20 protein-coding genes are annotated in these 23,141 nt (G+C 60.9%); 6 read left to right on the top strand and 14 right to left on the bottom strand.

Annotation, left to right across the window (positions count from 1 at the left end; translation table 11 throughout):
* Positions 1-287: 287 nt before the first annotated feature.
* The 5 genes from KW849_RS12065 to KW849_RS12045 all read right to left on the bottom strand — a co-directional run bounded on the left by KW849_RS12065 (position 288) and on the right by KW849_RS12045 (position 3,867).
* Positions 288-998 carry an SDR family NAD(P)-dependent oxidoreductase gene (locus KW849_RS12065; protein WP_218429619.1) on the bottom strand — a complete coding sequence of 237 codons (711 nt, stop codon included), beginning with the start codon at positions 996-998 and terminating at the stop codon, positions 288-290.
* Between the two features lie 43 nt (positions 999-1,041).
* On the bottom strand, positions 1,042-1,698 hold the full coding sequence (locus KW849_RS12060) for a DsbA family oxidoreductase (protein WP_218429618.1): 657 nt from the start codon (positions 1,696-1,698) through the stop codon (positions 1,042-1,044).
* Positions 1,695-1,916, bottom strand: coding sequence for a 4-oxalocrotonate tautomerase family protein (locus KW849_RS12055; protein WP_218429617.1), 222 nt, complete (start codon positions 1,914-1,916; stop codon positions 1,695-1,697). Before KW849_RS12055 ends, KW849_RS12060 begins: the two co-directional genes overlap by 4 nt.
* A gap of 343 nt (positions 1,917-2,259) precedes the next feature.
* Positions 2,260-2,550, bottom strand: a complete 291-nt coding sequence (locus KW849_RS12050; RefSeq protein WP_218429616.1) for a hypothetical protein — start codon at positions 2,548-2,550, stop codon at positions 2,260-2,262.
* A 252-nt stretch (positions 2,551-2,802) separates the two neighbouring features.
* Positions 2,803-3,867, bottom strand: coding sequence for a S8 family peptidase (locus KW849_RS12045; RefSeq protein WP_218429615.1), 1,065 nt, complete (start codon positions 3,865-3,867; stop codon positions 2,803-2,805).
* A 269-nt stretch (positions 3,868-4,136) separates the two neighbouring features.
* Here KW849_RS12045 and KW849_RS12040 point away from each other — a divergent pair, with 269 nt between their 5' ends.
* The 3 genes from KW849_RS12040 to KW849_RS12030 all read left to right on the top strand — a co-directional run bounded on the left by KW849_RS12040 (position 4,137) and on the right by KW849_RS12030 (position 8,046).
* Complete coding sequence (locus tag KW849_RS12040) at positions 4,137-6,071, top strand: ATP-dependent DNA helicase RecQ (protein WP_218429614.1); 1,935 nt, start codon at positions 4,137-4,139, stop codon at positions 6,069-6,071.
* Between the two features lie 247 nt (positions 6,072-6,318).
* Complete coding sequence (locus KW849_RS12035; protein WP_218429613.1) at positions 6,319-7,548, top strand: 3-hydroxyacyl-CoA dehydrogenase; 1,230 nt, start codon at positions 6,319-6,321, stop codon at positions 7,546-7,548.
* A gap of 75 nt (positions 7,549-7,623) precedes the next feature.
* The gene (locus KW849_RS12030) at positions 7,624-8,046 is read left to right on the top strand and encodes a thioesterase family protein (RefSeq protein WP_218429612.1); all 423 of its coding nucleotides are present in this window, start codon (positions 7,624-7,626) and stop codon (positions 8,044-8,046) included.
* A 67-nt stretch (positions 8,047-8,113) separates the two neighbouring features.
* Here KW849_RS12030 and KW849_RS12025 read toward each other — a convergent pair whose 3' ends face one another.
* The 5 genes from KW849_RS12025 to yrfG all read right to left on the bottom strand — a co-directional run bounded on the left by KW849_RS12025 (position 8,114) and on the right by yrfG (position 13,911).
* A complete protein-coding gene (locus tag KW849_RS12025; RefSeq protein WP_218429611.1) occupies positions 8,114-8,602 on the bottom strand; it encodes a glycine zipper domain-containing protein in 489 nt (162 codons plus the stop codon).
* 305 nt (positions 8,603-8,907) lie between these two features.
* Positions 8,908-11,256 (bottom strand): FdhF/YdeP family oxidoreductase, encoded by a 2,349-nt coding sequence (locus KW849_RS12020; protein ID WP_218429610.1) that lies wholly within the window; start codon positions 11,254-11,256, stop codon positions 8,908-8,910.
* Positions 11,253-12,092 carry a formate dehydrogenase accessory sulfurtransferase FdhD gene (fdhD, locus tag KW849_RS12015; protein WP_218429609.1) on the bottom strand — a complete coding sequence of 280 codons (840 nt, stop codon included), beginning with the start codon at positions 12,090-12,092 and terminating at the stop codon, positions 11,253-11,255. The genes KW849_RS12020 and fdhD overlap by 4 nt, the downstream gene beginning before the upstream one ends.
* Positions 12,093-12,184: 92 nt before the next feature.
* The gene (locus KW849_RS12010; RefSeq protein ID WP_218429608.1) at positions 12,185-13,072 is read right to left on the bottom strand and encodes a LysR family transcriptional regulator; all 888 of its coding nucleotides are present in this window, start codon (positions 13,070-13,072) and stop codon (positions 12,185-12,187) included.
* A gap of 176 nt (positions 13,073-13,248) precedes the next feature.
* Positions 13,249-13,911, bottom strand: coding sequence for a GMP/IMP nucleotidase (gene yrfG / locus KW849_RS12005; protein WP_218429607.1), 663 nt, complete (start codon positions 13,909-13,911; stop codon positions 13,249-13,251).
* 88 nt (positions 13,912-13,999) lie between these two features.
* Here yrfG and nudE point away from each other — a divergent pair, with 88 nt between their 5' ends.
* Both nudE and cysQ read left to right on the top strand, forming a co-directional pair.
* Positions 14,000-14,566, top strand: coding sequence for an ADP compounds hydrolase NudE (gene nudE / locus KW849_RS12000; protein WP_218429606.1), 567 nt, complete (start codon positions 14,000-14,002; stop codon positions 14,564-14,566).
* Positions 14,563-15,390: a 3'(2'),5'-bisphosphate nucleotidase CysQ gene (cysQ, locus tag KW849_RS11995; RefSeq protein ID WP_218429605.1), complete on the top strand. Its 828-nt coding sequence runs from the start codon at positions 14,563-14,565 to the stop codon at positions 15,388-15,390. Before nudE ends, cysQ begins: the two co-directional genes overlap by 4 nt.
* A gap of 169 nt (positions 15,391-15,559) precedes the next feature.
* Here cysQ and KW849_RS11990 read toward each other — a convergent pair whose 3' ends face one another.
* From KW849_RS11990 to rfbC, 4 genes are all read right to left on the bottom strand, one after another.
* The gene (locus KW849_RS11990) at positions 15,560-16,015 is read right to left on the bottom strand and encodes a YiiD C-terminal domain-containing protein (RefSeq protein WP_218429604.1); all 456 of its coding nucleotides are present in this window, start codon (positions 16,013-16,015) and stop codon (positions 15,560-15,562) included.
* 41 nt (positions 16,016-16,056) lie between these two features.
* Positions 16,057-17,451: a sigma-54 dependent transcriptional regulator gene (locus KW849_RS11985; protein ID WP_218429603.1), complete on the bottom strand. Its 1,395-nt coding sequence runs from the start codon at positions 17,449-17,451 to the stop codon at positions 16,057-16,059.
* Positions 17,448-19,256, bottom strand: coding sequence for an ATP-binding protein (locus KW849_RS11980; RefSeq protein ID WP_218429602.1), 1,809 nt, complete (start codon positions 19,254-19,256; stop codon positions 17,448-17,450). Before KW849_RS11980 ends, KW849_RS11985 begins: the two co-directional genes overlap by 4 nt.
* A 93-nt stretch (positions 19,257-19,349) precedes the next feature.
* The gene (gene rfbC, locus KW849_RS11975) at positions 19,350-19,895 is read right to left on the bottom strand and encodes a dTDP-4-dehydrorhamnose 3,5-epimerase (RefSeq protein WP_218429601.1); all 546 of its coding nucleotides are present in this window, start codon (positions 19,893-19,895) and stop codon (positions 19,350-19,352) included.
* Positions 19,896-20,085: 190 nt separating this feature from the next.
* On the opposite strand from rfbC, the gene KW849_RS11970 reads away from it, so the two are divergent.
* Positions 20,086-22,998, top strand: a complete 2,913-nt coding sequence (locus KW849_RS11970) for an aminotransferase (protein WP_218429600.1) — start codon at positions 20,086-20,088, stop codon at positions 22,996-22,998.
* Positions 22,999-23,141: the final 143 nt, after the last annotated feature.

Raw genomic sequence — 23,141 nt, 5'->3', positions numbered from 1 at the left:
CGATCTCAGGAGGTTTACCATTCCGTATGCGACTCTGAATGCTTTACTTGCAGACCGACAACGTGCTGACATCTAAAAAATCCCGAGTTCGATTCCACCGAACGCCATAACTAGCTGATTTATTTATAGTTACCAGTTGGGGCACGCCGAATTTTCCAGCGAAATCCAGACGCCCGGAAAACCTGGCCTCGCCGAGACATACCGTTCGTCTGGTGCCGCACCATACAAAACAAAGCCCCTACAGAAATGCAGGGGCTTCGTTGTTTCCGAGGTTTAAAACAGCGCTTTCAGTGTCCCGCGCTCTGACCACCGTCCACGTGCAGGATTTCGCCGGTAACGAACTTGGCGCCGTCCAGATACACCACTGCTTGTGCAATATCATCGATCTCGCCCATGTGCCCGACCGGGTGCAGATTGCCCAGTGCTGCGTGGGTTTCTTCGCCGTGCATCGGGGTCTTGATGATGCCCGGGCTGACGGCGTTCACCCGAATCCCGCGCTTGGCGTATTCGATGGCCAGGGATTTGGTTGCCGCGTTGAGGCCGCCCTTGGTCAGCGATGCCAGTACCGATGGCACGCCGTCGATGGCGTGGTCCACCAGGCTGGTGGTGATGTTGACGACGTGGCCACTGCCCTGCTTTTCCATCTCGGCGATGGCGAGTTGGGTGATGTAGAAGAAGCCATTGACGTTTACCGACAACACATTGGCGTAGTCTTCTGCGGTGTACGCGGTGAACGGTTTGGCGATGAAGATCCCGGCGTTGTTGACCAGGGTGTCGATGCGACCGAAACGGGAAATCGCTTCACGGATGACGCGTTGGGCGGTTTCCGGCTCGCCGATGTCACCGGCCACGGTGTGAATGTCCGGATCGGTGGACGGCTTGATCGAGCGCGATGTGGCGACGATCCGGTAACCGAGTTCACGAAAGGCTTTGACCATACCATCGCCAAGACCTTGGGATGCGCCGGTGATTACGATGACTTTTTTCGAACTGCTCATGATGAATACCTCTGACAATTAAAAGTGGGGTAGAAATCTGTAATCAGGCTTCGGCCGGGGCGTTCGCCATTTGTCGCAACATCTGTTCGTAGTACTCGACCGATTGCGAACCGGACACCAGGTGTCGACCGTTCAGCACCATGGCAGGGACCGAATTGATGCCGTGCTGCCGGTAGTACGCTTCAAGCTCTCGCACTTCATCGGCGAACGCGCCAGACGCCAGCACCTCTTGTGCATTTGCCCCATCCAGCCCCGCTTCAGTCGCCAGACGCACCAGCGCCTGGTGATCACTCGGGTTCTGGCCTTCGCTGAAATAGCCCCGTAGCAGCACCTTCTTCAACTCAACTTGCCGCCCTTCCTGCAACGCCCACAGCAACAAACGGTGCGCATCGAAGGTGTTGTAGAAGTGCGTGCGCTTCTCCAGATCGAACTTGAAGCCGATGGCCTCGCCGCGAGCGATTTGCATGGCCTTGCCGGCGGCGATGTCGTCGGCCGTTCTCCCGTACTTGCGCATCAAGTGCTCGACCGCTTGCTCACCTTCGGCCGGCATGTCCGGGTTCAACTCGAACGGCTTGTAGGTCAGCTCCACCGAGACCTCCCCGGCCAGGTTCTCGATCGCCTGCTCCAGTGCCGTCGCCCCCAATGCGCACCAGGGGCACACCACATCGGAGATGAAATCGATGGTGACGGAGGACGTCATGACTTCTCCTCTGCCTCGGCCAGTTGCTTGCGGTACTGGGTGGTGGTGATGCCGGCGTAACCCCAATTATCGGTGTCGACTTCCTCGATCACGATGTGGGTCAGGTCAGGGCGTTTATTGAGGACGCGCTCCAGTGTTTCAGTGATCTCGGCAATCACCTGAGCTTTCTGCTCAGTGGTAACGCCATCACGGGTGATGCGTACGGTTACGAAAGGCATGAGGGAAACTCCAGTGACCTTCCCGTCGGGATGATGGGAGAGGCGTTGGAGATGAATGTATGGGGTTGGCGGGAGGGGATAAAGGTGGGGGCGGGAACTTCATTCGTTACGTGGTGTAATTAGTGCTGTAGAACGCCCGGCTTGCCCGAAGGCGTCCCGCATACAGCCGCCATGGCAATGCACTGCGAGGGCATGAAGGTCCGCGGTGAGAATGACGGCACAACTTGCTCCAGGCGGCGTTCCGACGATGGAGCCGAGAGCGTTGCGTTTAACCCGTAAATACGCGTTATCGTTGACGACCATCGCGAGCGAGCTCGCTCCTACAGGGGATTGTGGTGGTGCTTCAGCCGCTGAGTTTCGGCAAGCGTTGCCGGGCGATGTCGAGCAGGTCGTTGCCGTCCTGGGTCAGCAGGTACAGGGCGCTGACGATCTTGGGGATGTCGCTCGCTTCGGCCTGATTGAAACACGTGCAATAAAGGGTTTCGAGCAGGTCGCTGGCGGCGCGGATGCGTTGTCGGGCGGCGTCGAGGATCTCGAAGGGGTCGGCCTCGGTATCGATGACCAGCACCGGGGTTTCGCTGTAGCTGGATTTAAGCGACTGATAGCGTTCGGTAGATGTCTTTAGCGAGGGCATTGATGTCTCAGTCCTGTAAGAGATCGGAGGTCACTCCGGCAGGCCGCCACAGTATTTTCAGCCGCGCTAAAACTATGAAGAGTGTGGCGAAGCAGAGCAATACAGCCGCAATGGACAGGTTCTGTAGGGCGTTTACTGCCTGGGGAGGAATGCTCCTACGCTCCCCCCGGGTTTTATCGAAGAATGCTTCTACAGGAAATGATTCCTACAAAGCTGCGCAGAAAAATATGTAGGGTGCTCGATGGGCCGGACTCAATCGACTGCCGGTGCGGGAGGACGTCGTGACGCCGCATCAAGGTCGAGCAGTCCTCGGCCGTAGGCTTCACTGTTGGCGTAGAGACCGGTCCGGTTGGCGGTTTCAAGCAAGTGGTTGCGCACTTGCTGTGCACTCATTTCGGGGTACAGGCTCTGGACTGCCGCCAACGCGCCACTGACCAATGCGGCGGCGGGAGACGTACCGGCAGTCTGGACGTATTTGCCGTCCTTGCCAGTGGTCAGCAATCCCTGGTCTGCGCCTGAGTCCCCACCAGGAACGGCGATGCACCAGGCCGCTGCGACACCACAATAATTAGATTTGCCATTGATGGCACTGCCATCGTTTTTCAATGCAACGACGGCGATCCAGCCCTTTTCCAACTCAGGGATGGCAAGGGGTAAACCCGGCTCTGCAAGAGGCTCTCGTTTGAGTTCATTACCGGTTGGAAACACAAATACCGCGCCTTGCTGAACCAGTTTTCGTGCGCTCGTCAGCGACTCGGGCATGATCTGTTTGTAACGTGCTTCGGTGATTTCCGTTGCTGGAATGGCATTGGCCCACGAGTTGTTGAATATGCGCGCACCGAGATCGAACCCGGCTTGCCAGGAGCGGGAAATTTCACTGTCGAAGAAGAAGGGTTCGTTGTCGTCACCGAAACGGTAGGGGATCAGTTGAGCGTTGAACGCAACGCCGTGCATACCCCGGTCGTCTTTGTTGGCGGCCAGAATGCCGGCCATTTGAGTGCCGTGGCCAACGCGATCATGGGTGCCGGGACGATTCTCGACATAGTCAAAACCGGGGTCGCGGACCCTGCCTTGAAATTCTGGCAGTTCGGCGTTCAGGCCCGAGTCAATCAATGCGACGGGGACACCTTGGCCGGTGCCGCCACGTGCGTACAGGTGTGATGCCTGGATGACTGCCAACCCCTTTTGGGCCTGATACTCGGCTGTTTCGAATGTGTCTGGTTTGATTGAGGGCTTTTCGGGCGTGGTCAGACATCCACTGAGCAGCAGCGGCACTGGCAGCAACAGAGCAAATGGAAAAACAATTCGTTGAAACATGGTCGGTCCTTCGGCAGGGGCCGCGCACATCAGGCCTCCTGTTGTCATGAAGACTTCGCGCAGCGTTACGGGTGTTGGGGGTGAACCATACCTGTGGGGGGAGACGGGGCGTCAGGTGGCAAAGTGCTCTGTGTGTTTCAATCTGTGGCGCCAGCAGGGCTGCGTTGAGGCTGTATCATCCCGTATCGTTTATGCCCCAACCTTTTCTCGATTCGCTGCGATCGCCGACTAGTCTTTTGGCTCTGCAGTGGTCAACGGAGTGACAGCTTATGCACAACACCCTGGAACAGGTTTTCGGTTATCCACAATTTCGACCCGGTCAGGAGGCGGCCGTCAGTGCCGTGCTGGCCGGGCGTTCGGCGGCGGCGATTTTCCCCACCGGTTCCGGCAAATCCCTTTGCTACCAATTGCCGGCGCTGTTGCTGCCGCACCTGACGCTGGTGGTCTCGCCGTTGCTGGCGTTGATGCAGGATCAACTGGCGTTCCTGCAACGCCACGGCATCTCGGCGGGCAGTATCGATTCGGCCCAGAGCCGCGACGACGCCAGCGACGTCATGGGTCGGGCTAAATCCGGCGAGCTGAAGATTTTGATGATCTCCGTGGAGCGCCTGAAGAACGAGCGCTTCCGGCATTTTCTGCAGCAGGTGCCGATCTCGCTACTGGTGGTGGACGAGGCGCATTGCATTTCCGAATGGGGTCATAACTTTCGCCCGGACTACCTCAAGCTTCCCGACTATCAACGCCAGTTCAACATCCCGCAGGTGCTGCTGCTGACCGCAACGGCAACGCCCAGGGTCATCGCCGACATGCAGGCGAAATTCGCCATCGCCACCGCCGATGTGGTGACCACCGGTTTCTATCGCCCGAACCTGAATTTGCTGGTGGAGCCGGTTCGCGGAGCGGACAAGCGCAGGCGCCTGGTCGAATGGATGAGCCAGCGTCCGGACCAGCCGGGCATTGTCTATGTGACCTTGCAAAAAACCGCCGAGCACATCGCCGAACACCTGAACCGCAACGGCATTCAGGCCGAGGCTTATCACGCCGGGTTGCCCCATGAGCAACGGGAAGCGATCCAGCGTCGCTTCATGGGCGGGCAGTCCAATTGCATCGTCGCCACCATCGCCTTTGGCATGGGCATCGACAAGAGTGACATCCGCAACGTGGTGCATTTCGACCTGCCAAAATCCATCGAAAACTACAGCCAGGAAATCGGCCGCGCCGGGCGTGACGGACAACCGTCGGACTGCCTGGTGTTGGCCAACCGCGACAGCCTCAACGTGCTGGAGAATTTCGTCTACGGCGACACGCCCGAGCTGGATGGCATCCGTTGCGTGCTTGACGAGATGCATGCCGCAGCACCTGAAGGCCAGTGGGAGTTTCTGCTGGGACCGTTGGCCGATCAGAGCAATATTCGCCAGTTGCCGCTCAAGACCTTGCTGGTGCAACTCGAGTTGCGCGGGTTGATCGCCCCGCGCTACGCGTACTACGCCGAGTACCGCTTCAAGTATTTGCTGGAGCCCGAGGCGCTATTGGCGCGTTTCGAAGGCGAGCGCAGGGATTTTGTCGCTGCGATCATCCAGACTTCCAGCCGCGCCCGGACCTGGGCCACGGTGAATTTCGAGGCGTTGTACGAGCAGCACCAGGCCGAGCGCAGTCGGGTGGTCAAGGCGCTGGATTACTTCCAGGAGAAGGGCTGGGTGGAGCTCGAAAGCAAGCAGATGACCGAGGTCTACAGCGTGCTGCAAAGCGGGTTCGACAACATCGCATTGAGCGAGGAGCTGCACGGCTATTTCACTCGGCATGAGCACACCGAAGTCGCGCGGATTCACGCGATGCTGGATCTGTTCGCTACCGACCGATGCCTGGGTTATCGCCTGGCCGAGTATTTCGGTGACGACAATGCACCGCAGCAATGTGGACATTGTTCGGTGTGTCACGGGCAAGTGGCGCGGTTGCCCGCACCACCGGAGTTGCCGGCGCTTGTGGATAAAAATTTCGAGGCGCTGTGTGGCGATTTTATCCACAGGCACAAGCAGCACACGGGCAACGTGCCCTCGGCTGAACGCGTGACACGGTTTCTGTGCGGGATCAGTGTGCCACTGTTCACCAAGCTCAAGGCGCGGTCGATTCCCGGGTTTGCGGCGCTGGAAGATTATCCGTATGCCGGGGTGCGGGAGTGGGCCGAGCAACATCTGGCAGGCTGAAACACGGTCAATGTGGGAGCGACGGTGCGGCGATCCGACCTGCTCGCGATGAGGCCGGTACATTCGACAGTGATGGTGACTGACATACCGCCTTCGCGGGCAAGCCCGCTCCCACAGGGATTTGCGGTGTACTCAAAGGCCTACATCCATCCGCTGAATGTTGCTCATCACAGGAATAAATTTCAAAAAATCGCGGTGTCTGACTATGGTGATGTCTGTCTTCGGATCGCCAACAAGAGAACAAAACATGAGCCAGACACCGTTGAATATTCAGCGCGCCGCCGTCATCGGCGCGGGCACCATGGGCCGTGGCATTGTCATGTGCCTGGCCAACGCCGGAGTGGCCGTGCAGTGGCTCGACAATAACCCGCAGATGCTGGAGCAAGCGCTGCTCACCGTGGCGGACACCTATGCCCACAATGTGCGCCAGGGCCGCATTGACCAGAGCGAAGCCGACGCCCGTGTGGCTCGCGTTACGGCGGCAGAGGGTTATGCGGCCATCCGCGATGTCGACCTGGTCATCGAAGCGGTGTACGAAAACCTTGAGCTCAAGCAGAAAATTTTCCGCGAGCTCGATGGCCTGCTCAAACCCGAAGCGATTCTGGCGAGCAATACTTCAGCGCTGGACATCGACGCCATTGCTGCGGTTACGGGTCGCCCGCAGCAGGTCCTGGGCCTGCACTTTTTCAGTCCGGCGCACATCATGAAGCTGCTGGAAATCGTCCGTGGCGCGCAGACTGCACCGGCAGTGCTCGACGCAGCACTGGCGCTCGGCCAGCGCATGGGCAAGGTCAGTGTGGTGGCGGGCAATTGCGACGGCTTCATTGGCAACCGCATGCTCAATACCTACGTGCTCGAAGCGCGAAAAATGCTGCTGGAAGGCGCTTATCCCTACCAGGTGGACGCAGCGCTGCAAGGGTTCGGTTTCGCCATGGGGCCGTTCCGCATGTTCGACGTGGTGGGTGTCGACCTGCAGTGGCGCGCCCGGCAACTGTCCGGTGTCGGGCAGGACGCTCCAGAGGTTCAGGTGGATAACCGACTGTGCGAAATGGGGCGCTTTGGCCAGAAGAGTGGCAATGGCTATTACCACTATGAGCCGGGCAGTCGTCAGGCCGAACACGATCCACAGGTGGATGCGCTGGTGCTGGAAGTCAGCGAAGGGTTGGGGTTCCATCGCCGCGAAATCGGCCCGGAAGAAATTCTGGAGCGCTGCTTGCTGGCACTGGTCAATGAAGGCGCGAAGATCCTTCAGGAGGGCATTGCCGGGTCGGCTCACGACATCGATCTGGTCTATCTCAATGGTTACGGATTCCCGGCGGACAAGGGCGGGCCGATGGCCTGGGCGGATCAGCAGGGACTGGCGGACATTCACCGGCGCTTGATCGACCTTGAGACGCGTCAGGGCGATCACTGGCAACCGGCGCGGGTGATTGGTGAGCTGGCGGCGGCTGGCAAGGGTTTCGCTGACAAGTCATGAATGCGGCGCCTGCTCGCGATGAATGCAACGCGGTTTTCGCCTTAGACTGGCGAACCCACTCAGGAATCAACGCTGATGCCCCAACGCACCGACTACCCGCACTTCCAGCCCATCACCACCCGCTGGCACGACAACGACGCCTACGGTCACGTCAACAACGTTACCTATTACAGCTACTTCAATACGGCGGTGAACACCTACCTGATCGAAGTCGGCGGCCTGGATATCCATGCCGGTGAGGTGGTGGGCTTCGTGGTGAGCTCGGCCTGTGATTACTTTGCTTCCATTGCCTTCCCGGACCGCATCGAGATCGGTCTGCGGGTGGGCAAGCTGGGCAACAGTTCGGTGCAATACGAACTGGCCGTGTTCAAGCAAGGGGAAGATGAAGCCTGTGCGGCGGGGCGCTTCGTGCATGTGTTTGTCGATCGCGCATCGAATCAACCCGTGGCGATTCCGGCAGGGTTGCGCGGGGCACTGGAGTGTCTGGTGGTTCAGTAAGGCTAAAAAAAACCGCAGCCCTTGGGCTGCGATTCTTGATGTATTCACCAGCGAGGCGCTCGAGGCCTTAGTCGCGGTAATACCTGTGGTGGTGCTTGCGATGGCCATAGGCATGGCCGCGGCCCGGATGGTCGTCACGGTAGTAACGACGATCGTCATGGTCGCGATACGAACGACCACCGCCGTCTTCATCATCGTAATCTTTGCCCATGTGGTTACCCAGTGCGCCACCGGCACCGCCGCCTGCTGCGGCGCCGATCAGACTGCCGGTGGTGCCGCCCATGCTGCGGCCGACCACGTTACCGCCTGCTGCACCCAACGCACCGCCAAGGGCTGCTTCGCCACGGCTGTGTTTGTTTGCGCCGACGGCGCTACCACCCGCGCCACCCAGGGCTGCGCCGATGGTGGAACCTGTACTGCCGCCTAACGACTGACCGACGACCGAGCCTAGAACCCCGCCCAATGCGCCGCCTACACCGGCTTCGGTGGTGCCGCCAGCAGACGCGATACCGCTGACCAGGCCAAGGGACAACAAGAGAATGGAGGAGAACTTCATGGAGGAACCTCAAGGGGATGACGGCGCGATCCTGAGGCTCTGGAATGGGCGTGACAATCGAAATCCGACGAATAACACGACCTGTATACAATATTGCAAGTTACTGTTTTTCGGGCGGAACTTAACGTTTTTTTGCCGGTCTTTTACTACTTGGCAAAGGCCGTTTTCGTGAGAGAACGGCCTTTTTTGTGGGCGATTGAAATGTTTTTGAGTGAGTCATTAAAGTCAAAAAGATCGCAGCCTGCGGCAGCTCCTACAGAGATCGGTGTAGGAGCTGCCGCAGGCTGCGATCTTTTGATACTGCGCTACGCAGACCTGGCCAAGATCAGTCCAGTCTCACTCGCCGCTTTCAACTGGATCGCCACAAACTTCGATGTTGGCGTATGGCTGCCATCGCCGGTGCTTTCCAGCGGTACCAACGGGTTCACTTCCGGATAGTAAGCCGCCGCCTGCCCGGCCGGGATATCAAACGCCAGCAGCGTGAAGCCTTTTACCCGACGTTCAACACCATCGTCCCAGAGTGAAACGATGTCCGCCTTCTGCCCCGGCTTGAAGCCCAGGCGGATGATGTCGGCTTCGTTGACGAACAACACATCGCGCTGTCCCTTCACGCCGCGATAACGGTCGTTGAGACCATAGATCGTGGTGTTGTACTGATCGTGGGAACGCATCGATTGCATGATCAGATCCGGCAGCACCCCGGTGGCGCGGGTGCGTTCGTGCACCAGGTCTTTGGGCAGCGCGTTCGAGCGGAAATTGGCCCGGCCCGATGCAGTGTTCCATTTGCGCGCACCGGCACTGCTGCCCAGGTAGAAACCGCCCGGATTCCTGACCTTCTCGTTGAAGTCCTTGAAGCCTGGAACGGTCTCGGCAATCAGGTCACGGATGCGACGGTAATCGGCCACCAGCCAATTCCAGTCCACCGGATGGCTGCCCAGGGTCGCGGCAGCGATGCCGGCCAGGATCGCCGGCTCCGAGCGCATCTGGTTCGACAGCGGCTGCAATTGACCATTGGAGGCGTGGACCATGCTGAACGAATCTTCCACCGTCACCGCTTGCGGGCCTTCGGTCTGGATATCGATGTCGGTGCGGCCCAGGCACGGCAGGATCAGCGCGTCCTTGCCGTGGATCAAATGGCTGCGGTTGAGCTTGGTGCTGATCTGCACGGTCAGGTCGCAGTTCTGCAGGGCCTGGAACGTGCGTGGGCTGTCCGGCGTGGCTTGGGCGAAATTGCCGCCCAGACCGATAAAGACTTTCGCCCGGCCTTCAGCCATCGCATGAATCGCCTCGACCACGTTGTGGCCGTTGTGGCGCGGCACCTTGAACTGGAAGCGACGCTCCAAGGCATCGAGGAAGGCCACTGGTGGACACTCGTTGATGCCCATGGTGCGGTCGCCCTGCACGTTGCTGTGACCACGCACCGGACATAGACCGGCACCGGGCCGGCCGACGTTGCCGCGCAGCAGCATCAGGTTGGCGATTTCCTGGATGGTCGCCACCGAATGCCGGTGCTGGGTGATGCCCATGGCCCAGCACATGATGACGTTCTTGCCCTTGGCGTACATGCGCGCCGCTTGTTCGATCTCTATCAGCGTCAGGCCCGACTGCTCGACGATCTGCTCCCACGGCGTTTCGTCGATGGTCGCCAGGTACTCCAGCACATTGGCGCAGTGTGCATTGAGGAAGTCGTGGTCGAACACTGCCGGGGCGCCGGTTTTCTGCGCATCGCGCTCCCACAGCAGGAGGAATTTCGCCATGCCGCGCATGATCGCCATGTCGCCGCCCAGGGCCGGGCGGAAGAATGCGGTGTTGGTTGGCTTGTCGCCGTTGGTGAGCATTTCGATCGCGTGCTGCGGATGCTGGAAGCGTTCCAGGCCACGCTCCTTGAGCGGGTTGATGCACACCACCTGAGCGCCGCGCTTCACCGCTTCGCGCAACGGCTCGAGCATCCGTGGGTGATTGGTGCCGGGGTTCTGGCCCCAGACGAAAATCGCGTCGGCGTGTTCGAAGTCGTCGAAGGTCACGGTGCCTTTGCCGACACCGACGCTTTGCGACATCGCGACACCGCTGGCCTCGTGACACATGTTCGAGCAGTCAGGGAAGTTGTTGGTGCCATAGGCGCGCACGAACAGCTGATAGAGAAAGGCCGCTTCATTGCTGGCCCGACCCGAGGTGTAGAACTCGGCCTGATCCGGGCTCGACAAGCCGTTCAGGTGTTTGGCGATCAGCGCGAACGCGTCGTCCCAGCTGATCGGCTTGTAGCGGTCGGTTTCGACGTCGTAGCTCATAGGTTCGGTCAGCCGGCCCTGATATTCGAGCCAGTAGTCGCTTTGCTCCAGCAGCGCGGTGACGCTGTGTTTGGCGAAGAACCTTGCATCGACCCGGCGTTTGGTCGCCTCCCAGTTCACTGCTTTGGCGCCGTTCTCGCAGAACATCACCATGCCGCCTTCCTTGGAATCACCCCAGGCGCAACCAGGGCAGTCGAAGCCGCCGTTCTTGTTGGTCTTGAGCATCATGCGCAGGTTTTTCAGCGCGTTGTCGCTGGTCAGCCAGGCCTGGGCGACGCTGATCAGTGCGCCCCAACCACCGGCCGGGCCTTTGTAGGGCTTGTAGCGAGGGACAGGTGTCTGGTCGGCTTGACGGTGTTGACTCACGCTTGTTTCTCCAACGTTGGGCTGTAGACCCGCGGCGCATTCTTCTGTGGCAGATGGATGAGGTTGAGGTTGTGGCGACGGGCCCATTGCACGGCAAGGCCCGTGGGCGACGACAGGCTGACCAGGGTCTGGATGCCGGCGCGCAAGACTTTCTGGATCAATTCGAGGCTGCAGCGGCTGGTGACAATCGCCAGCCCGCCAGCGGTCGGGATCTTCTGGCGGATCAATCCGCCGATCAGTTTGTCGAGGGCGTTATGCCGGCCGATGTCTTCGCGGCCCAGCAGCAACTCGCCCTGATCATTCATGAACACCGCGGCATGTACCGCACCACTGTGCTGGCCAAGGGGCTGGAACGCGCCGATGCGCTGGCGCAGGCCGTCGAGCCATTCGGCAGGCGGCAAGGGTGCGCCAGGCAACACCTGGAGCTCGGGCAGTGCCTGCTCCACGGCTTCCACGCCGCACAGCCCGCAACCGCTGGTGCCAGCCAGTTGCCGACGCTGCTGCTTGAGGTTCCAGAAGGCGCGGTTGGCGATGGTCACTTGCGCGTATTGCGCCGAGCCAGAGCCGGTCAGTTGCAGGTCATAAATATCAGTGGCGTCCTCGATGATGCCGCTGCCCAGGCTGAAACCGACAATGAAGTCTTCGAGGTCCGTGGGTGTCACCAGCATGACAGCCTGGCTGATGCCGTTGTAGGCAATCGCCAGCGCGACTTCCTCGGCCAGCGCGGTGCTGGTCGATTCCGTGTCTTCAAGGTTGCTGTAACTGTACGTCTGGCTGGCGGCGGGCGCGGGCGTTTCGAGGGCAGGCGCCGCGCAGGCTGGGCGCTTGGTATTCATGGCATCACCGACGGTTTGATCAGCTTTAAGACTAGGCGTGACAACTTGTCACGTCTAATCGTTAGTACTGATGTGCCGATAGATACTGTCGATCAAGCACTGGGCAACGATTGTCGATAAATCGCGAAACAGGCCTCCGCCAAGGCCGAGCGTGGCGCGCTGCGACGCATGATCAGCCCCAGCCGGCCCACGGTCTGGGCGTTTTCGATCGGTTGCAGGCGCAGATGATCGGTCAGCTCTTCCAGACCTCCGTCCAACGGCATCACGGCGCAGCACAAGCCGCCGTGCACAGTTTGTAAAAGTTGATGCACGGCATCCGTTTGCAACAGCGGCTGCGGGGTGAGGCCGCGGCTGTGGAAGTTGTGGTCGATGGATTGGCGAAAGTGCATGCCGCTGGAGAGCATGCCCAGTGGCAGTTCGATCAATGATTCCCAGCTCAGCGGCGCCTCGCCAAAGCTGAAAAAGCGTTGGTCGTAGAGCAGACCCATGCGGGTTTCGCTGAAGGCCAGGGAGTCGAAATGTTCGGTGTCCAGGCGCTCCAGGTAAGAAACACCGAGGTCCAGGCGATTGTTCGCCAGTTGTTCGAGTATTTGCTCCGAACTCAGCGCTGAAAGCTCGAAGCGCAGGTTCGGATGCTCGGCATGCAGGCGCTGCAACAGCGGCAGCGGATCGAAACTCGACAGCGGCACCACGCCCAGACGCAACGTACCGACCAGATTGCCGCGACAGGCGGCCGCCTCGGCGTACAAGCCGTCGTACGCCGCCAGCACCGTACGCGCCCAGGCCAGCACTCGCTCGCCCGGCGCCGTAAAACCTTCGAAGCGCTGACCGCGATTGACCAGCGGCAGGTCGAGTTCTTCTTCGAGGCTGCGCAGGCGCATCGACAGTGTCGGTTGAGTAATGTGACAGCGCGCGGCGGCCTGACCGAAATGGCGGGTTTCGTCGAGCGCGATGAGGAATTTCAGCTGCTTGATGTCCATCTTCGCTCCTGGGCGCGGGAAGGGGCCGATTCTATCGCAAGCGGGGTCATTGGTCGGGCTGGATTCCCGAGTAATGCGAGGCCCGTAGGAGCTGCCGAAGGCTGCGATCTTTTGATCCTGGCGGTATGAAGCAAACGAAGATAAAGATCGCAGCCTGCGGCAGCTCCTACGGTCAATCAAAGCCCCGCAATCAAATCCCGATAATCCCCGACTGCCGCAAACTCCGCCGTATCCTTCGGCCCCTTGCGGCTGTCCGGCTCACGCACGGCCAACAAATGCGCCACGCCAAAGTCCCGTGCACTGCGCAAAATCGGCAAGGTGTCGTCGATGAACAGGCTGCGCGCCGGATCGAAATCGATATCGGCTTGCAGCGCATCCCAGAACTGCGGGTTTTCCTTGGGGAAGCCGTAGTCATGGGAGCTGATCAAGCGCTCGAAGTACGGCGCCAGCTCGACTTTTTCCAGCTTCAACGACAGCGCATCCCGATGGGCATTGGTGATCAGCACCACGCGCTTGCCGGCCCGTTTGATCGCCGCCAGAAAGGTGTCGGCATCCGGGCGCAGGGCAATCAGATGCGCGGTTTCCAGTTTCAGGTCGCGCACCGACAGCTTCAGTTCGGCGCTCCAGAAATCCAGGCAGTACCACTGCAACTGGCCGGCATTGCGCTCGAACAACGGCTGCAATTCCATCTCGGCCATGGCCCGGCTGACCCCGTGCAGTTCGGCGTAACGCTGGGGCAGGTGCTCCATCCAGAAGTGGTTGTCGAAATGCAGGTCCAGCAGCGTGCCGTCCATGTCCAGCAGAACGGTATCGATGTCGGACCAGGGTAATGAATACATGGCAACGTCTCGGGCAGTAGAAAGATTTCTGGCGTAAACAATCGGGAAAGCCGCGTTATAGTAGCGCGTTCACGCCAAGGAGCTTTGCATGCGCCAGAAACCCACCATACTCGCCCGCGAAATTGTCGCCACCAGTCGATTATTCTGCGTCGAAGAGCTGAAGTTGCGCTTTTCCAACGGCGTGGAGCGCACCTACGAACGCCTGGTCGGCAAGGGTGCCGGGTACGGCGCGGTGATGATCGTGGCGATGCTCGATGCCGAGCATGCGGTACTGGTCGAGGAGTATTGCGGTGGCACCGATGAATATGAAATGTCGTTGCCCAAGGGTTTGATCGAACCGGGTGAGGACGTGCTGGCAGCGGCCGAGCGTGAGCTCAAGGAAGAGGCCGGTTTCGGTGCGCGGCAACTGGAGCACCTGACCGAGCTGTCGCTGTCCCCCGGTTACATGAGCCAGAAGATTCAGGTGGTGCTGGCCACCGACCTCTACGAAGAGCATCTGGAAGGCGACGAGCCCGAGCCAATGCGGGTGGACAAGATCAATCTGCGTGAACTCTCGGCGCTGGCGCAAAACCCGCAATTTACCGAAGGCCGAGCCTTGGCGGCGTTGTACCTGGCCCGAGACCTGTTGACTCAGCGCGGAGCGTTCCAGCCATGAACTTCCCGCATCCATTGATGGCACCGGTCATCGAGCTGGCCTTGCAGGCCGGTGAGGCGATCCTGCCGTTCTGGCGCACGGGCACGACCGTCACGGCGAAGGCTGACGATTCGCCGGTGACCGCTGCTGACCTGGCCGCACACCATCTGATTCTGGCCGGGCTGACGAAACTGGACCCGAACATTGCGGTGCTCTCCGAAGAGGACGCCAACATCCCCCAAAGCGTGCGGGCCGGATGGCAGCGCTGGTGGCTGGTTGATCCGCTGGATGGCACCAAGGAGTTCATCAGCGGCAGCGAAGAGTTCACCGTCAACATTGCCCTGATCGAAAACGGTCGAGTGGTGTTCGGCGTGGTGTCGATGCCGACCAACGGGCGTTTTTACGTCGGTGGCGCCGGCCTCGGTGCCTGGCGCGGCGATAAAGGCGGCACGCCGGTGGCGATCAAGGTGCGTGATGCATTAGCGCCAGGCGAGTCATTCACCGTGGTGGCCAGCCGTCGACATTCGAGCCCGGAGCAAGAGCGATTGCTGGCCGGGTTGAGCGCCAGCCTTGGCGAGCTGCAACTGGCCAATATCGGCAGTTCGCTGAAGTTTTGCCTGCTGGCTGAAGGCGCGGCGGATTGCTATCCGCGCCTGGCACCGACTTCGCAGTGGGACACGGCGGCAGCGCAAGGTGTGCTGGAAGGCGCGGGCGGTGAGGTGCTGGAGTTGAGCGGTGAGCCGTTCAGCTATCCGGCGCGGGAGTCGCTGTTGAATGAGTTCTTTCTGGCGCTGCCGGCGAAAGCGGCCTGGCGGGAGAAGCTGCTGGAATTGGCACGGTCCTGAGCTTCACACCTTTTTGTGGCGAGGGGGCTTGCCCCCGTTGGGCAGCGAAGCTGCCCCAAAAACATGCAACCTCATTGTGTCTGACATGCTGCGGACGCTGGACTTGGGAGTGCTGCGCACTCCAGCGGGGGCAAGCCCCCTCGCCACAGGTTGTACAACACCCTCACATTCAGCGGTGCAGCACGTACTGCCCGATAAACCTCACCGCATCCTCATCACGGCCTTCATTGACGACCCGCGTATGCAGCGTCAATCGAGCTCGGCTGTATCGCTGGAAGGTGGTCAGGAATTTCTTCCAGATCACCGGATCCGGCGCCTGGCAAATGGCGTTGGCATCGCCCGTCACTGGCAGCGGATAGCTGATCTGCCCTTCCTGAATCACAATATGCCCGTCGGTAATGCCTTCTTCCTTGAGGCGCAAATGCAGCCAGCCCCAACCGGCCAGCACCGCGCCGCAATACAGGCTGCCGCCGAACATGGTGCTCTTGTGGTTGACGTTGGCTTCCAGCGGCAAGTGCAGGCGCAGTTGCTGGTCATGCCAGTCGAGCACTCTGAGGCCCATGTCCCGGGTGAGGGGAATGTCGTGATGGAGGACTGATTCCAGTTGTCGACTGTCGCGGCTCATTCAGGGGGCCTCTTGCTTGAAGTGGATGATTGGACGGTAGCTCAGTCGAGGTCGTCAGGGTGGGCCGAGGAGCCACTGTCGGCGAAACTCAGACCGTGCTTGCGCAGTTTGTCGTGCAGGGTCTTGCGCGGAATGCCGAGGGCTTCGGCGACGCTGCGCACGGAGCTGTGCGAGCGCGCCAGTTCGGCGGCGATCAGGGTTTTTTCGAAGTTCTCCACTTGCTCGCTCAAACCGCCGCTGACGACTTCGACCCTGTTGCCGGCGCTGCCATCCGGCATGCTGTTGTCGAGGGCCAGTTCCAGCCCGAGGGCAAAACGCTCGGCAGCATTTTGCAGCTCGCGCACGTTGCCGGGCCAGGTGTGGCGCAGGAGCAAGGCACGTTGTCCCGGTTGCAGTTCATGGGGCGGCAAGCCGTGGCGGGCACTGGCTTCATCGGCGAAATGCTGGAACAGCATCAACGCATCTTCGCCCCGTTCGCGCAATGGTGGAATCCGCAATGGCGCGACATTCAGGCGGTAATACAAGTCGGCACGGAAACGTCCTTGATCCGCCGCCTGGCGCAGGTCTTCCTTGGTGGCGGCGATGATGCGGATGTCCAGCGGGATCAGTTGATTGCCGCCCAAGCGTTCGACAACCCGCTCTTGCAGCAAGCGCAGCAATTTGACCTGCACGTCCAGGCTCATGCTTTCGATTTCATCGAGGAACAACGTGCCGCCATTGGCGAATTCGAACTTGCCGATGCGGCGTTTCTGCGCACCGGTGAAGGCACCGGGCTCGTGGCCGAACAGCTCGCTTTCGACCACTGATTCGGCCAAGGCACCGGCGTTGATCGCCACGAACGGACCGTTGCGACGGCCTGATAAATCGTGCAGTGCCCTGGCCACGACTTCTTTGCCAGCGCCGGTTTCGCCGAGGATCAGTACATCGGCCTTGGTCGCCGCCAGGGCACCGATCTGCTCGCGCAGGCGCAGCATCGAAGGTGAGTGGCCAACCAGGCGGGCGCTCAGCTCATTGCGGTCGCTCAAGGCCAACCGCAGGCTGCGGTTGTCCAGCACCAGCCGGCGTAGAGCCAATGCGCGGCGCACACTGTCGAGCAGGGCGTCGCTGGCGAAGGGTTTTTCCAGAAAGTCATAGGCCCCGGCGCGCATGGCCTGCACCGCCAGCGGCACATCGCCGTGGCCGGTGATCAGCAGCACCGGTAGCTCAGGGTCCTGGGCATGCAGTTCGGTCAACAGTTCGAGACCGTCCATGCCGGGCATGCGGATGTCGCTGACCACCACCCCTGGCCAGTCGCGCTCCAGTTGCCCGGCCAGGCCCTTGGCTTCGGCCAGCGGCAGGATTTTCAGGCCCGCCAGATCCAGCGTCTGGCTCAGGGCCTGGCGCAAGTGGGGATCGTCGTCGATCAACACGACCTGAATGCGGTTGTCGATGGTCATGCACTTCGGTCCTCGGACGGTTGCAGGCTCACGCCCGGTGCGCCTGCGCGTAGCTTCAGGGTAATCAGGGCGCCGCCCTCCTTGTGATTGGCGAACGACAGTTCACCGCCGAAGGCGCGCATCAGGGTTTCGCAAATCGCCAGCCCCAGACCGAGGCCCTGGGTTCGGGTCTTGGTGGTGTAGAACGGCTCGCTGGCGCGCCCAAGGGCTTCCATGCAAAAGCCGGGGCCGTTGTCGCGAATGTACAGGTTGACGCCATCGGCCGTGGATTGGGCACTTAGCCAGAGTTTACGTGGCGGGCCTTTTTCCGTCAGGGCATCCAGGGCGTTGGCCAGCAGATTGCCAAGCACCTGGCGCAGGCGGGTTTCCCCGGCCTCGACCCACAGGGTGGCGGCGGGCAAGTCACGGATCAGTTCGACTTCCATGCTGCGTCGACGCTTGGCCAACAAGGCCAGGGCATCGTCCAGCGCCGGTTGCAGGGCGACGCTTTCCGGGGCATGCCGGTCGCGTCGGGCAAAGGCGCGCAAGTGGGCGATGATCGAGGCCATGCGGCCGGTCAATTCGCTGATCAGCTTGAGGTTGCCGCGGGCATCGTCGGTGCGCTGGTGATCGAGCAGCACCTCGGCGTTTTCCGCGTAGCTGCGAATCGCCGCCAGCGGCTGATTGAGTTCGTGGCTGATGCTCGCCGACATGGTGCCCAGTGCCGACAATTTGCCGGCCTGCACCAGATCATCCTGGGCGCGTACCAGCTCCTGCTGAGCCTGTTCGCGCTCCAGCACTTCCTGTTTCAGACGCCGGTTCAGGCCTTCGAGATCGCTGGTGCGCTCGGCGACCCGACCTTCCAGCTCGCGCCGCGCCTTGGCTTCGAAAGCAATGCGTTCGAGGTAATGGCGACGGCGCTGCATCATCAGGCCAAGCAGCAACATCAACACCAGCAACGTTGCACCACCGATGGCCACCACCGTGCGCACCGGGCGGTCGATCAAGGTGCGTGGGGCGAGGATGCTAACGTCCCAGCCGGTTTCGGCGATCTGCTGGGTCTGGGTCAGCCAGGCATTGGGATTGAGTTTCAGCGGTTTTGGCTCGCGGGTTGGATAGGGTTGAATCGCGGTGATGGCTTTGCCTTCTTCCTCGTTCAACGGGCGGGTCGAGCGGAATCGCCACTCCGGTCGCGAGGTGAGAATGACCACGCCGTTGTGGTCGGTCAGCAGCAGTTGCTCCGGGGTTTTGCCCCAGAGGCTTTCGGTGTGGTCGAGGTCGACCTTGACCACCAGCACGCCGACGATTTTTTCGCCATCACGCACGCCAGCCGCGAAGAAGTAACCGCGCTTGGCGGAGGTGGTGCCCAGGCCGAAAAAGCGCCCGAGCCGCCCGGCCATGGCTTCGCTGAAATACGGACGGAAGGAAAAATTGCGCCCGACGAAACTGTCGTGCTTGTCCCAGTTAGAGGCGGCCAGGGTCTTGCCGTTGGCGTCCATCAGGTACATGACTTCGGCGCCGGTCTGGGTGGCGATATTTTTCAGCAGGCGGTTGGCGTTGCCCTGGGTGACGCCATCGTCCGGCGCACCGAGCACGGCGCGCAAGGCCGGCAGGTCGCCGAGGATCTGTGGCAACACTTCATAGCGATGCAGGGTACCCAGCAGGTTGGCGACGTAGAGATCGAGGGTCTGACGATTCTGACTGGCCAGCTCGCTACGGTAGTAACGCTCGGCGAGATGTTCCAGCGGCCACAGCAACGGCGCCAGGCACAGTGCCAGCAGGGCCAGGCTGCGCCAACGGGGTCTGGGAGGGAGAGTCGGTTTCATGAGCAGCATGCGCCTGTGGGTACAGGCGCATTATGCCTAGGCTTGCCCGCCTTGGGTCAGCTGCATCTTGATCGGTGAGCTTCAGCCGGTCTTTCAGGCAAAGACGTCAGCGTCCTTGAAAAATACCCCGGCCTGATCTTTCGCCGACAACTGCGGCGTGCCCTGCAGTTGCCAGTCGATGGCCAGGTCCGGGTCGTCCCAGCGAATGCTGCGCTCGGCGGAGGGCGTGTAGTAGTCGGTGGTTTTGTAAAGGAACTCGGCAAATTCGCTCAAGACCACGAACCCGTGGGCGAAACCTTCCGGGACCCAGAGCTGGCGATGATTGGCAGCAGACAGGCGCACAGCAACCCACTTACCGAAGTGCGGTGAGCTGCGACGGATGTCTACGGCCACGTCCAGCACTTCACCGACCGTGACGCGAACCAGTTTTCCCTGGGTATTTTCCAGTTGGTAATGCAGACCGCGCAGCACGCCCTTCTGCGAACGGGAGTGATTGTCTTGAACGAATTCAGTGTCCAGTCCGGTGGCCTCTTTGAAGGCCCGGGCGTTGAAACTCTCATAGAAGAAACCACGTTCGTCGCCAAAGACCTTGGGTTCAAGGATCAGAACACCGGGCAGGTCGGTGGTCACTACATTCATGGTGGCTCTCCAGCAGTGTGCGTTGAATGGCCGCCATTCTTGCGCAAAGCGCCGACCGGGGCGAGTGCTCAAGTAAAAATCTACCGGCCTGTTCCAGCCCCTGCAAATGACCTTTACCGGTTCCAGGGGGTTGCGTATCGCCCGAACCAGTGGCGATATAGGCGCCTAATAAAATTTCAGGGGTCGTTGTATGCCGCTCGCCACGCTGATTCATCGCGCCAGTTTGCCCAGCCCGCAGGTGTCTGCGGAGCAAGCGCTAGAGCTGCTGGAGGAACATTACGGGTTCAGCGGCAGGTTGCAGGCCCTTGGCAGCCAGCAAGACCTGAACTACCGCGTCGATAGCGAGCGGGGACGTTTCGTCCTGAAAATCTGCCGTGGCGACTACTCGGTACTGGAGCTTCAGGCACAGCATGCCGGGCTCAGGCACTTGGGCGAGCACCCCGACGTGCATGTGCCGCGTGTTATCCCGGCGAAAAACGGTGCAGACCTGCTGTCGCTGGACGTGGGTGGCCAGGCCGTGCACGTTCGTCTGCTCGACTACATCGAAGGCCAGCCGCTGACGAGCCTCGGCCGCTTCAATCCGACGGTGGTGTCAGGCTTCGGTCGTCTGTGCGGTGAAATGGACCTGGCCCTGGCGGATTTCGACCATCCGGGTCTGGTGCGAACCCTGCAATGGGACGCCCGCCATGCTCACGCCCTGATCGCGCATTTGCTGCCGGTGATCAAGGATGAGGCCCAACGCAAACTGATCGTCGAAGCGTCCGCGCAAGCCGAGCGGCATTTGCAGCCACTGCAAGACAGACTGCCGGTGCAGGCCATTCACATGGACATCACCGATGACAACGTAGTGTGGCAGCGCGATGCGCAGCGCCATTGGCAGCTGCAAGGCGTGATCGATTTCGGTGACCTGGTGCGCACCTGGCGCATTACCGATCTGTCGGTGACCTGCGCCGCGCTGCTGCATCATGGTGAGGGCGATCCGTTCTGCATTTTGCCGGCGGTACAGGCGTATCACGCGGTCAATCCATTGCAACACGAAGAACTGCTGGCGCTGTGGCCGCTGATCGTCGCCCGCGCAGCGGTGTTGGTGCTCAGCGGCGAACAGCAGGTCAGCATCGATCCGGGCAATGCCTACAGCCGCGACAACCTGGTCCATGAATGGGAAATCTTCCGTGTGGCCACGTCGGTGCCGTTGGCGTTGATGGAAGCGGCGATCCTCACGGCCGTCGGCCAGAACCTGCCCAGCATCGGTAGCGAAGGCTTCGCGCCGCTGTTGCCGAGCCTGGTGGGGCGTGAGTTCGCGCTGATCGACCTGGGCGTGCTCAGCCCGCATTTCGAGGCCGGGAACTGGGAGCAGGAAGGCGTCGATCAGCGCCTGCTGGATGAAGCCGCTGCGGCACATGGCCTGGCGGCCAGTCGCTATGGACAATACCGCTTGTCCCACACCCGCCCGGACAGTGCCGCTGAACCGGACACTTGCCCGTTGCACGTCGAGTTGCGTGTGCCCCAGGGTACGGCGGTCGAAGCGCCGTTTGCCGGGGTGGTGCATCACCCATCGGCGGGCGTGCTGCAACTGGACGGCCCGCAATTGAGCGTGCGGCTTTGGGGTGTCACGCCCTCGCTGCATAGCGGCGCGGCACTGGTCAAAGGCCAGGTACTGGGCTCGGTCAGCGGACCATTGATCGTGCAGTTGTGCCGTGGCGCGTCGATCAATGCGCCGTTGTTCTGTGCACCTTCGCGCGCGGCGGCGTGGCAAACGTTGTGCCCATCACCGGCAGCGTTGCTGGGGCTGGCCTGTGACGCCGAAGCCGAGCTCGACGGCCCAACATTGCTGGCCCGGCGCGACGCCAGTTTCGCCCGTACGCAAAAACATTATTACGTCGACCCGCCGCGCATCGAGCGCGGCTGGCGCAACCATCTGATCGACATGCAGGGCCGCTCCTACCTCGACATGCTCAACAACGTGGCGGTGCTGGGCCACGGTCACCCGCGCATGGCGGCGGTTGCCAGTCGCCAGTGGTCGTTGCTCAACACCAACTCGCGCTTCAACTACGCGGCCGTGGCCGAGTTCTCCGAACGTTTGCTGAAGCTGTCCCCTGACGGCATGGACCGCGTGTTCCTGGTCAACAGCGGTAGCGAGGCCAACGACCTGGCAATTCGACTGGCGTGGGCCTACAGCGGCGGGCGCGACATGCTCAGCGTGCTGGAGGCCTATCACGGCTGGACGGTGGGGGCCGACTCGGTGTCGACCTCGATCGCCGACAACCCCAAGGCCTTGAGCAGTCGCCCGGACTGGGTGCACCCGGTGACCGCGCCAAACACCTATCGCGGCGAATTCCGTGGCCCCGACAGCGCGCCGGATTATGTGCGCAGCGTCGAACACAACCTGGTGAAAATCGCCGAGCAGAATCGCCAACTGGCCGGTTTCATTTGCGAGCCAGTGTATGGCAATGCCGGCGGCATCTCGCTGCCACCGGGCTACCTGAAACAGGTTTATGCAATGGTGCGCGCCCAGGGCGGCGTGTGCATCGCCGACGAAGTGCAGGTCGGCTACGGGCGCATGGGCGATTTCTTCTGGGGCTTCGAAGAGCAGGGTGTGGTGCCGGACATCATCACCATGGCCAAGGGCATGGGTAACGGCCAGCCACTGGGTGCGGTCATCACCCGCCGGGAAATCGCCGAGGCGCTGGAGGCCGAGGGTTACTTCTTCTCGTCCGCCGGCGGCAGCCCGGTCAGTTGCCAGGTCGGCATGGCCGTGCTGGATGTGATGGAAGAAGAAAAACTCTGGGAGAACGCCCAGGTCGTGGGCAGGCACTTCAAGAAGCGCCTCGAAGCGTTGATCGATATTCATCCGTTAGTGGGCGCGGTGCATGGTTCCGGTTTCTACCTGGGCGTCGAACTGATCCGCAACCGCGAAACCCTGGAGCCGGCCACCGAAGAAACCACCGCATTGTGCGATCGCTTGCGTGAGCTGGGGATCTTCATGCAGCCGACCGGCGACTACCTGAACATCCTCAAGATCAAGCCGCCGATGGTCACTTCGCGCCAGAGCGTGGATTTCTTCGTGGACATGCTGTCGAAGGTGCTCGCAGAAGGGCTGTAAACACATCCCCCTGTAATTGCGGGCCAATGTGGGAGCGGTATTAGTTCGATTGATATCGGCTTTTTATCGATTATTTTTGTAACGATGGATTGATGGCGCTTTAAAAGCCGATATTTATCGGATATAAAGTGGCCAGTCCACGG

The sequence above is a fragment of the Pseudomonas sp. PDM26 genome (assembly GCF_019219185.1).
GTDB lineage: Bacteria > Pseudomonadota > Gammaproteobacteria > Pseudomonadales > Pseudomonadaceae > Aquipseudomonas.
Note: the sequence above shows the minus strand (reverse complement) of the source record. Positions and strands in the feature narration are given on the sequence as shown.

Coding starts and splice junctions, on each gene's coding strand:
- KW849_RS11990 (WP_218429604.1), bottom strand. CDS start 16,015: ATGAGCCGCGACAGTCGACAACTGGAATCAGTCCTCCATCACGACATT.
- KW849_RS11970 (WP_218429600.1), top strand. CDS start 20,086: ATGCCGCTCGCCACGCTGATTCATCGCGCCAGTTTGCCCAGCCCGCAG.
- KW849_RS11985 (WP_218429603.1), bottom strand. CDS start 17,451: ATGACCATCGACAACCGCATTCAGGTCGTGTTGATCGACGACGATCCC.
- KW849_RS12050 (WP_218429616.1), bottom strand. CDS start 2,550: ATGCCCTCGCTAAAGACATCTACCGAACGCTATCAGTCGCTTAAATCC.
- KW849_RS12060 (WP_218429618.1), bottom strand. CDS start 1,698: ATGACGTCCTCCGTCACCATCGATTTCATCTCCGATGTGGTGTGCCCC.
- KW849_RS12025 (WP_218429611.1), bottom strand. CDS start 8,602: ATGAAGTTCTCCTCCATTCTCTTGTTGTCCCTTGGCCTGGTCAGCGGT.
- KW849_RS12035 (WP_218429613.1), top strand. CDS start 6,319: ATGAGCCAGACACCGTTGAATATTCAGCGCGCCGCCGTCATCGGCGCG.
- KW849_RS12040 (WP_218429614.1), top strand. CDS start 4,137: ATGCACAACACCCTGGAACAGGTTTTCGGTTATCCACAATTTCGACCC.
- KW849_RS12065 (WP_218429619.1), bottom strand. CDS start 998: ATGAGCAGTTCGAAAAAAGTCATCGTAATCACCGGCGCATCCCAAGGT.
- yrfG (WP_218429607.1), bottom strand. CDS start 13,911: ATGTATTCATTACCCTGGTCCGACATCGATACCGTTCTGCTGGACATG.
- fdhD (WP_218429609.1), bottom strand. CDS start 12,092: ATGAATACCAAGCGCCCAGCCTGCGCGGCGCCTGCCCTCGAAACGCCC.
- KW849_RS12055 (WP_218429617.1), bottom strand. CDS start 1,916: ATGCCTTTCGTAACCGTACGCATCACCCGTGATGGCGTTACCACTGAG.
- nudE (WP_218429606.1), top strand. CDS start 14,000: ATGCGCCAGAAACCCACCATACTCGCCCGCGAAATTGTCGCCACCAGT.
- KW849_RS12030 (WP_218429612.1), top strand. CDS start 7,624: ATGCCCCAACGCACCGACTACCCGCACTTCCAGCCCATCACCACCCGC.
- cysQ (WP_218429605.1), top strand. CDS start 14,563: ATGAACTTCCCGCATCCATTGATGGCACCGGTCATCGAGCTGGCCTTG.
- KW849_RS12010 (WP_218429608.1), bottom strand. CDS start 13,072: ATGGACATCAAGCAGCTGAAATTCCTCATCGCGCTCGACGAAACCCGC.
- KW849_RS11980 (WP_218429602.1), bottom strand. CDS start 19,256: ATGAAACCGACTCTCCCTCCCAGACCCCGTTGGCGCAGCCTGGCCCTG.
- KW849_RS12045 (WP_218429615.1), bottom strand. CDS start 3,867: ATGTTTCAACGAATTGTTTTTCCATTTGCTCTGTTGCTGCCAGTGCCG.
- rfbC (WP_218429601.1), bottom strand. CDS start 19,895: ATGAATGTAGTGACCACCGACCTGCCCGGTGTTCTGATCCTTGAACCC.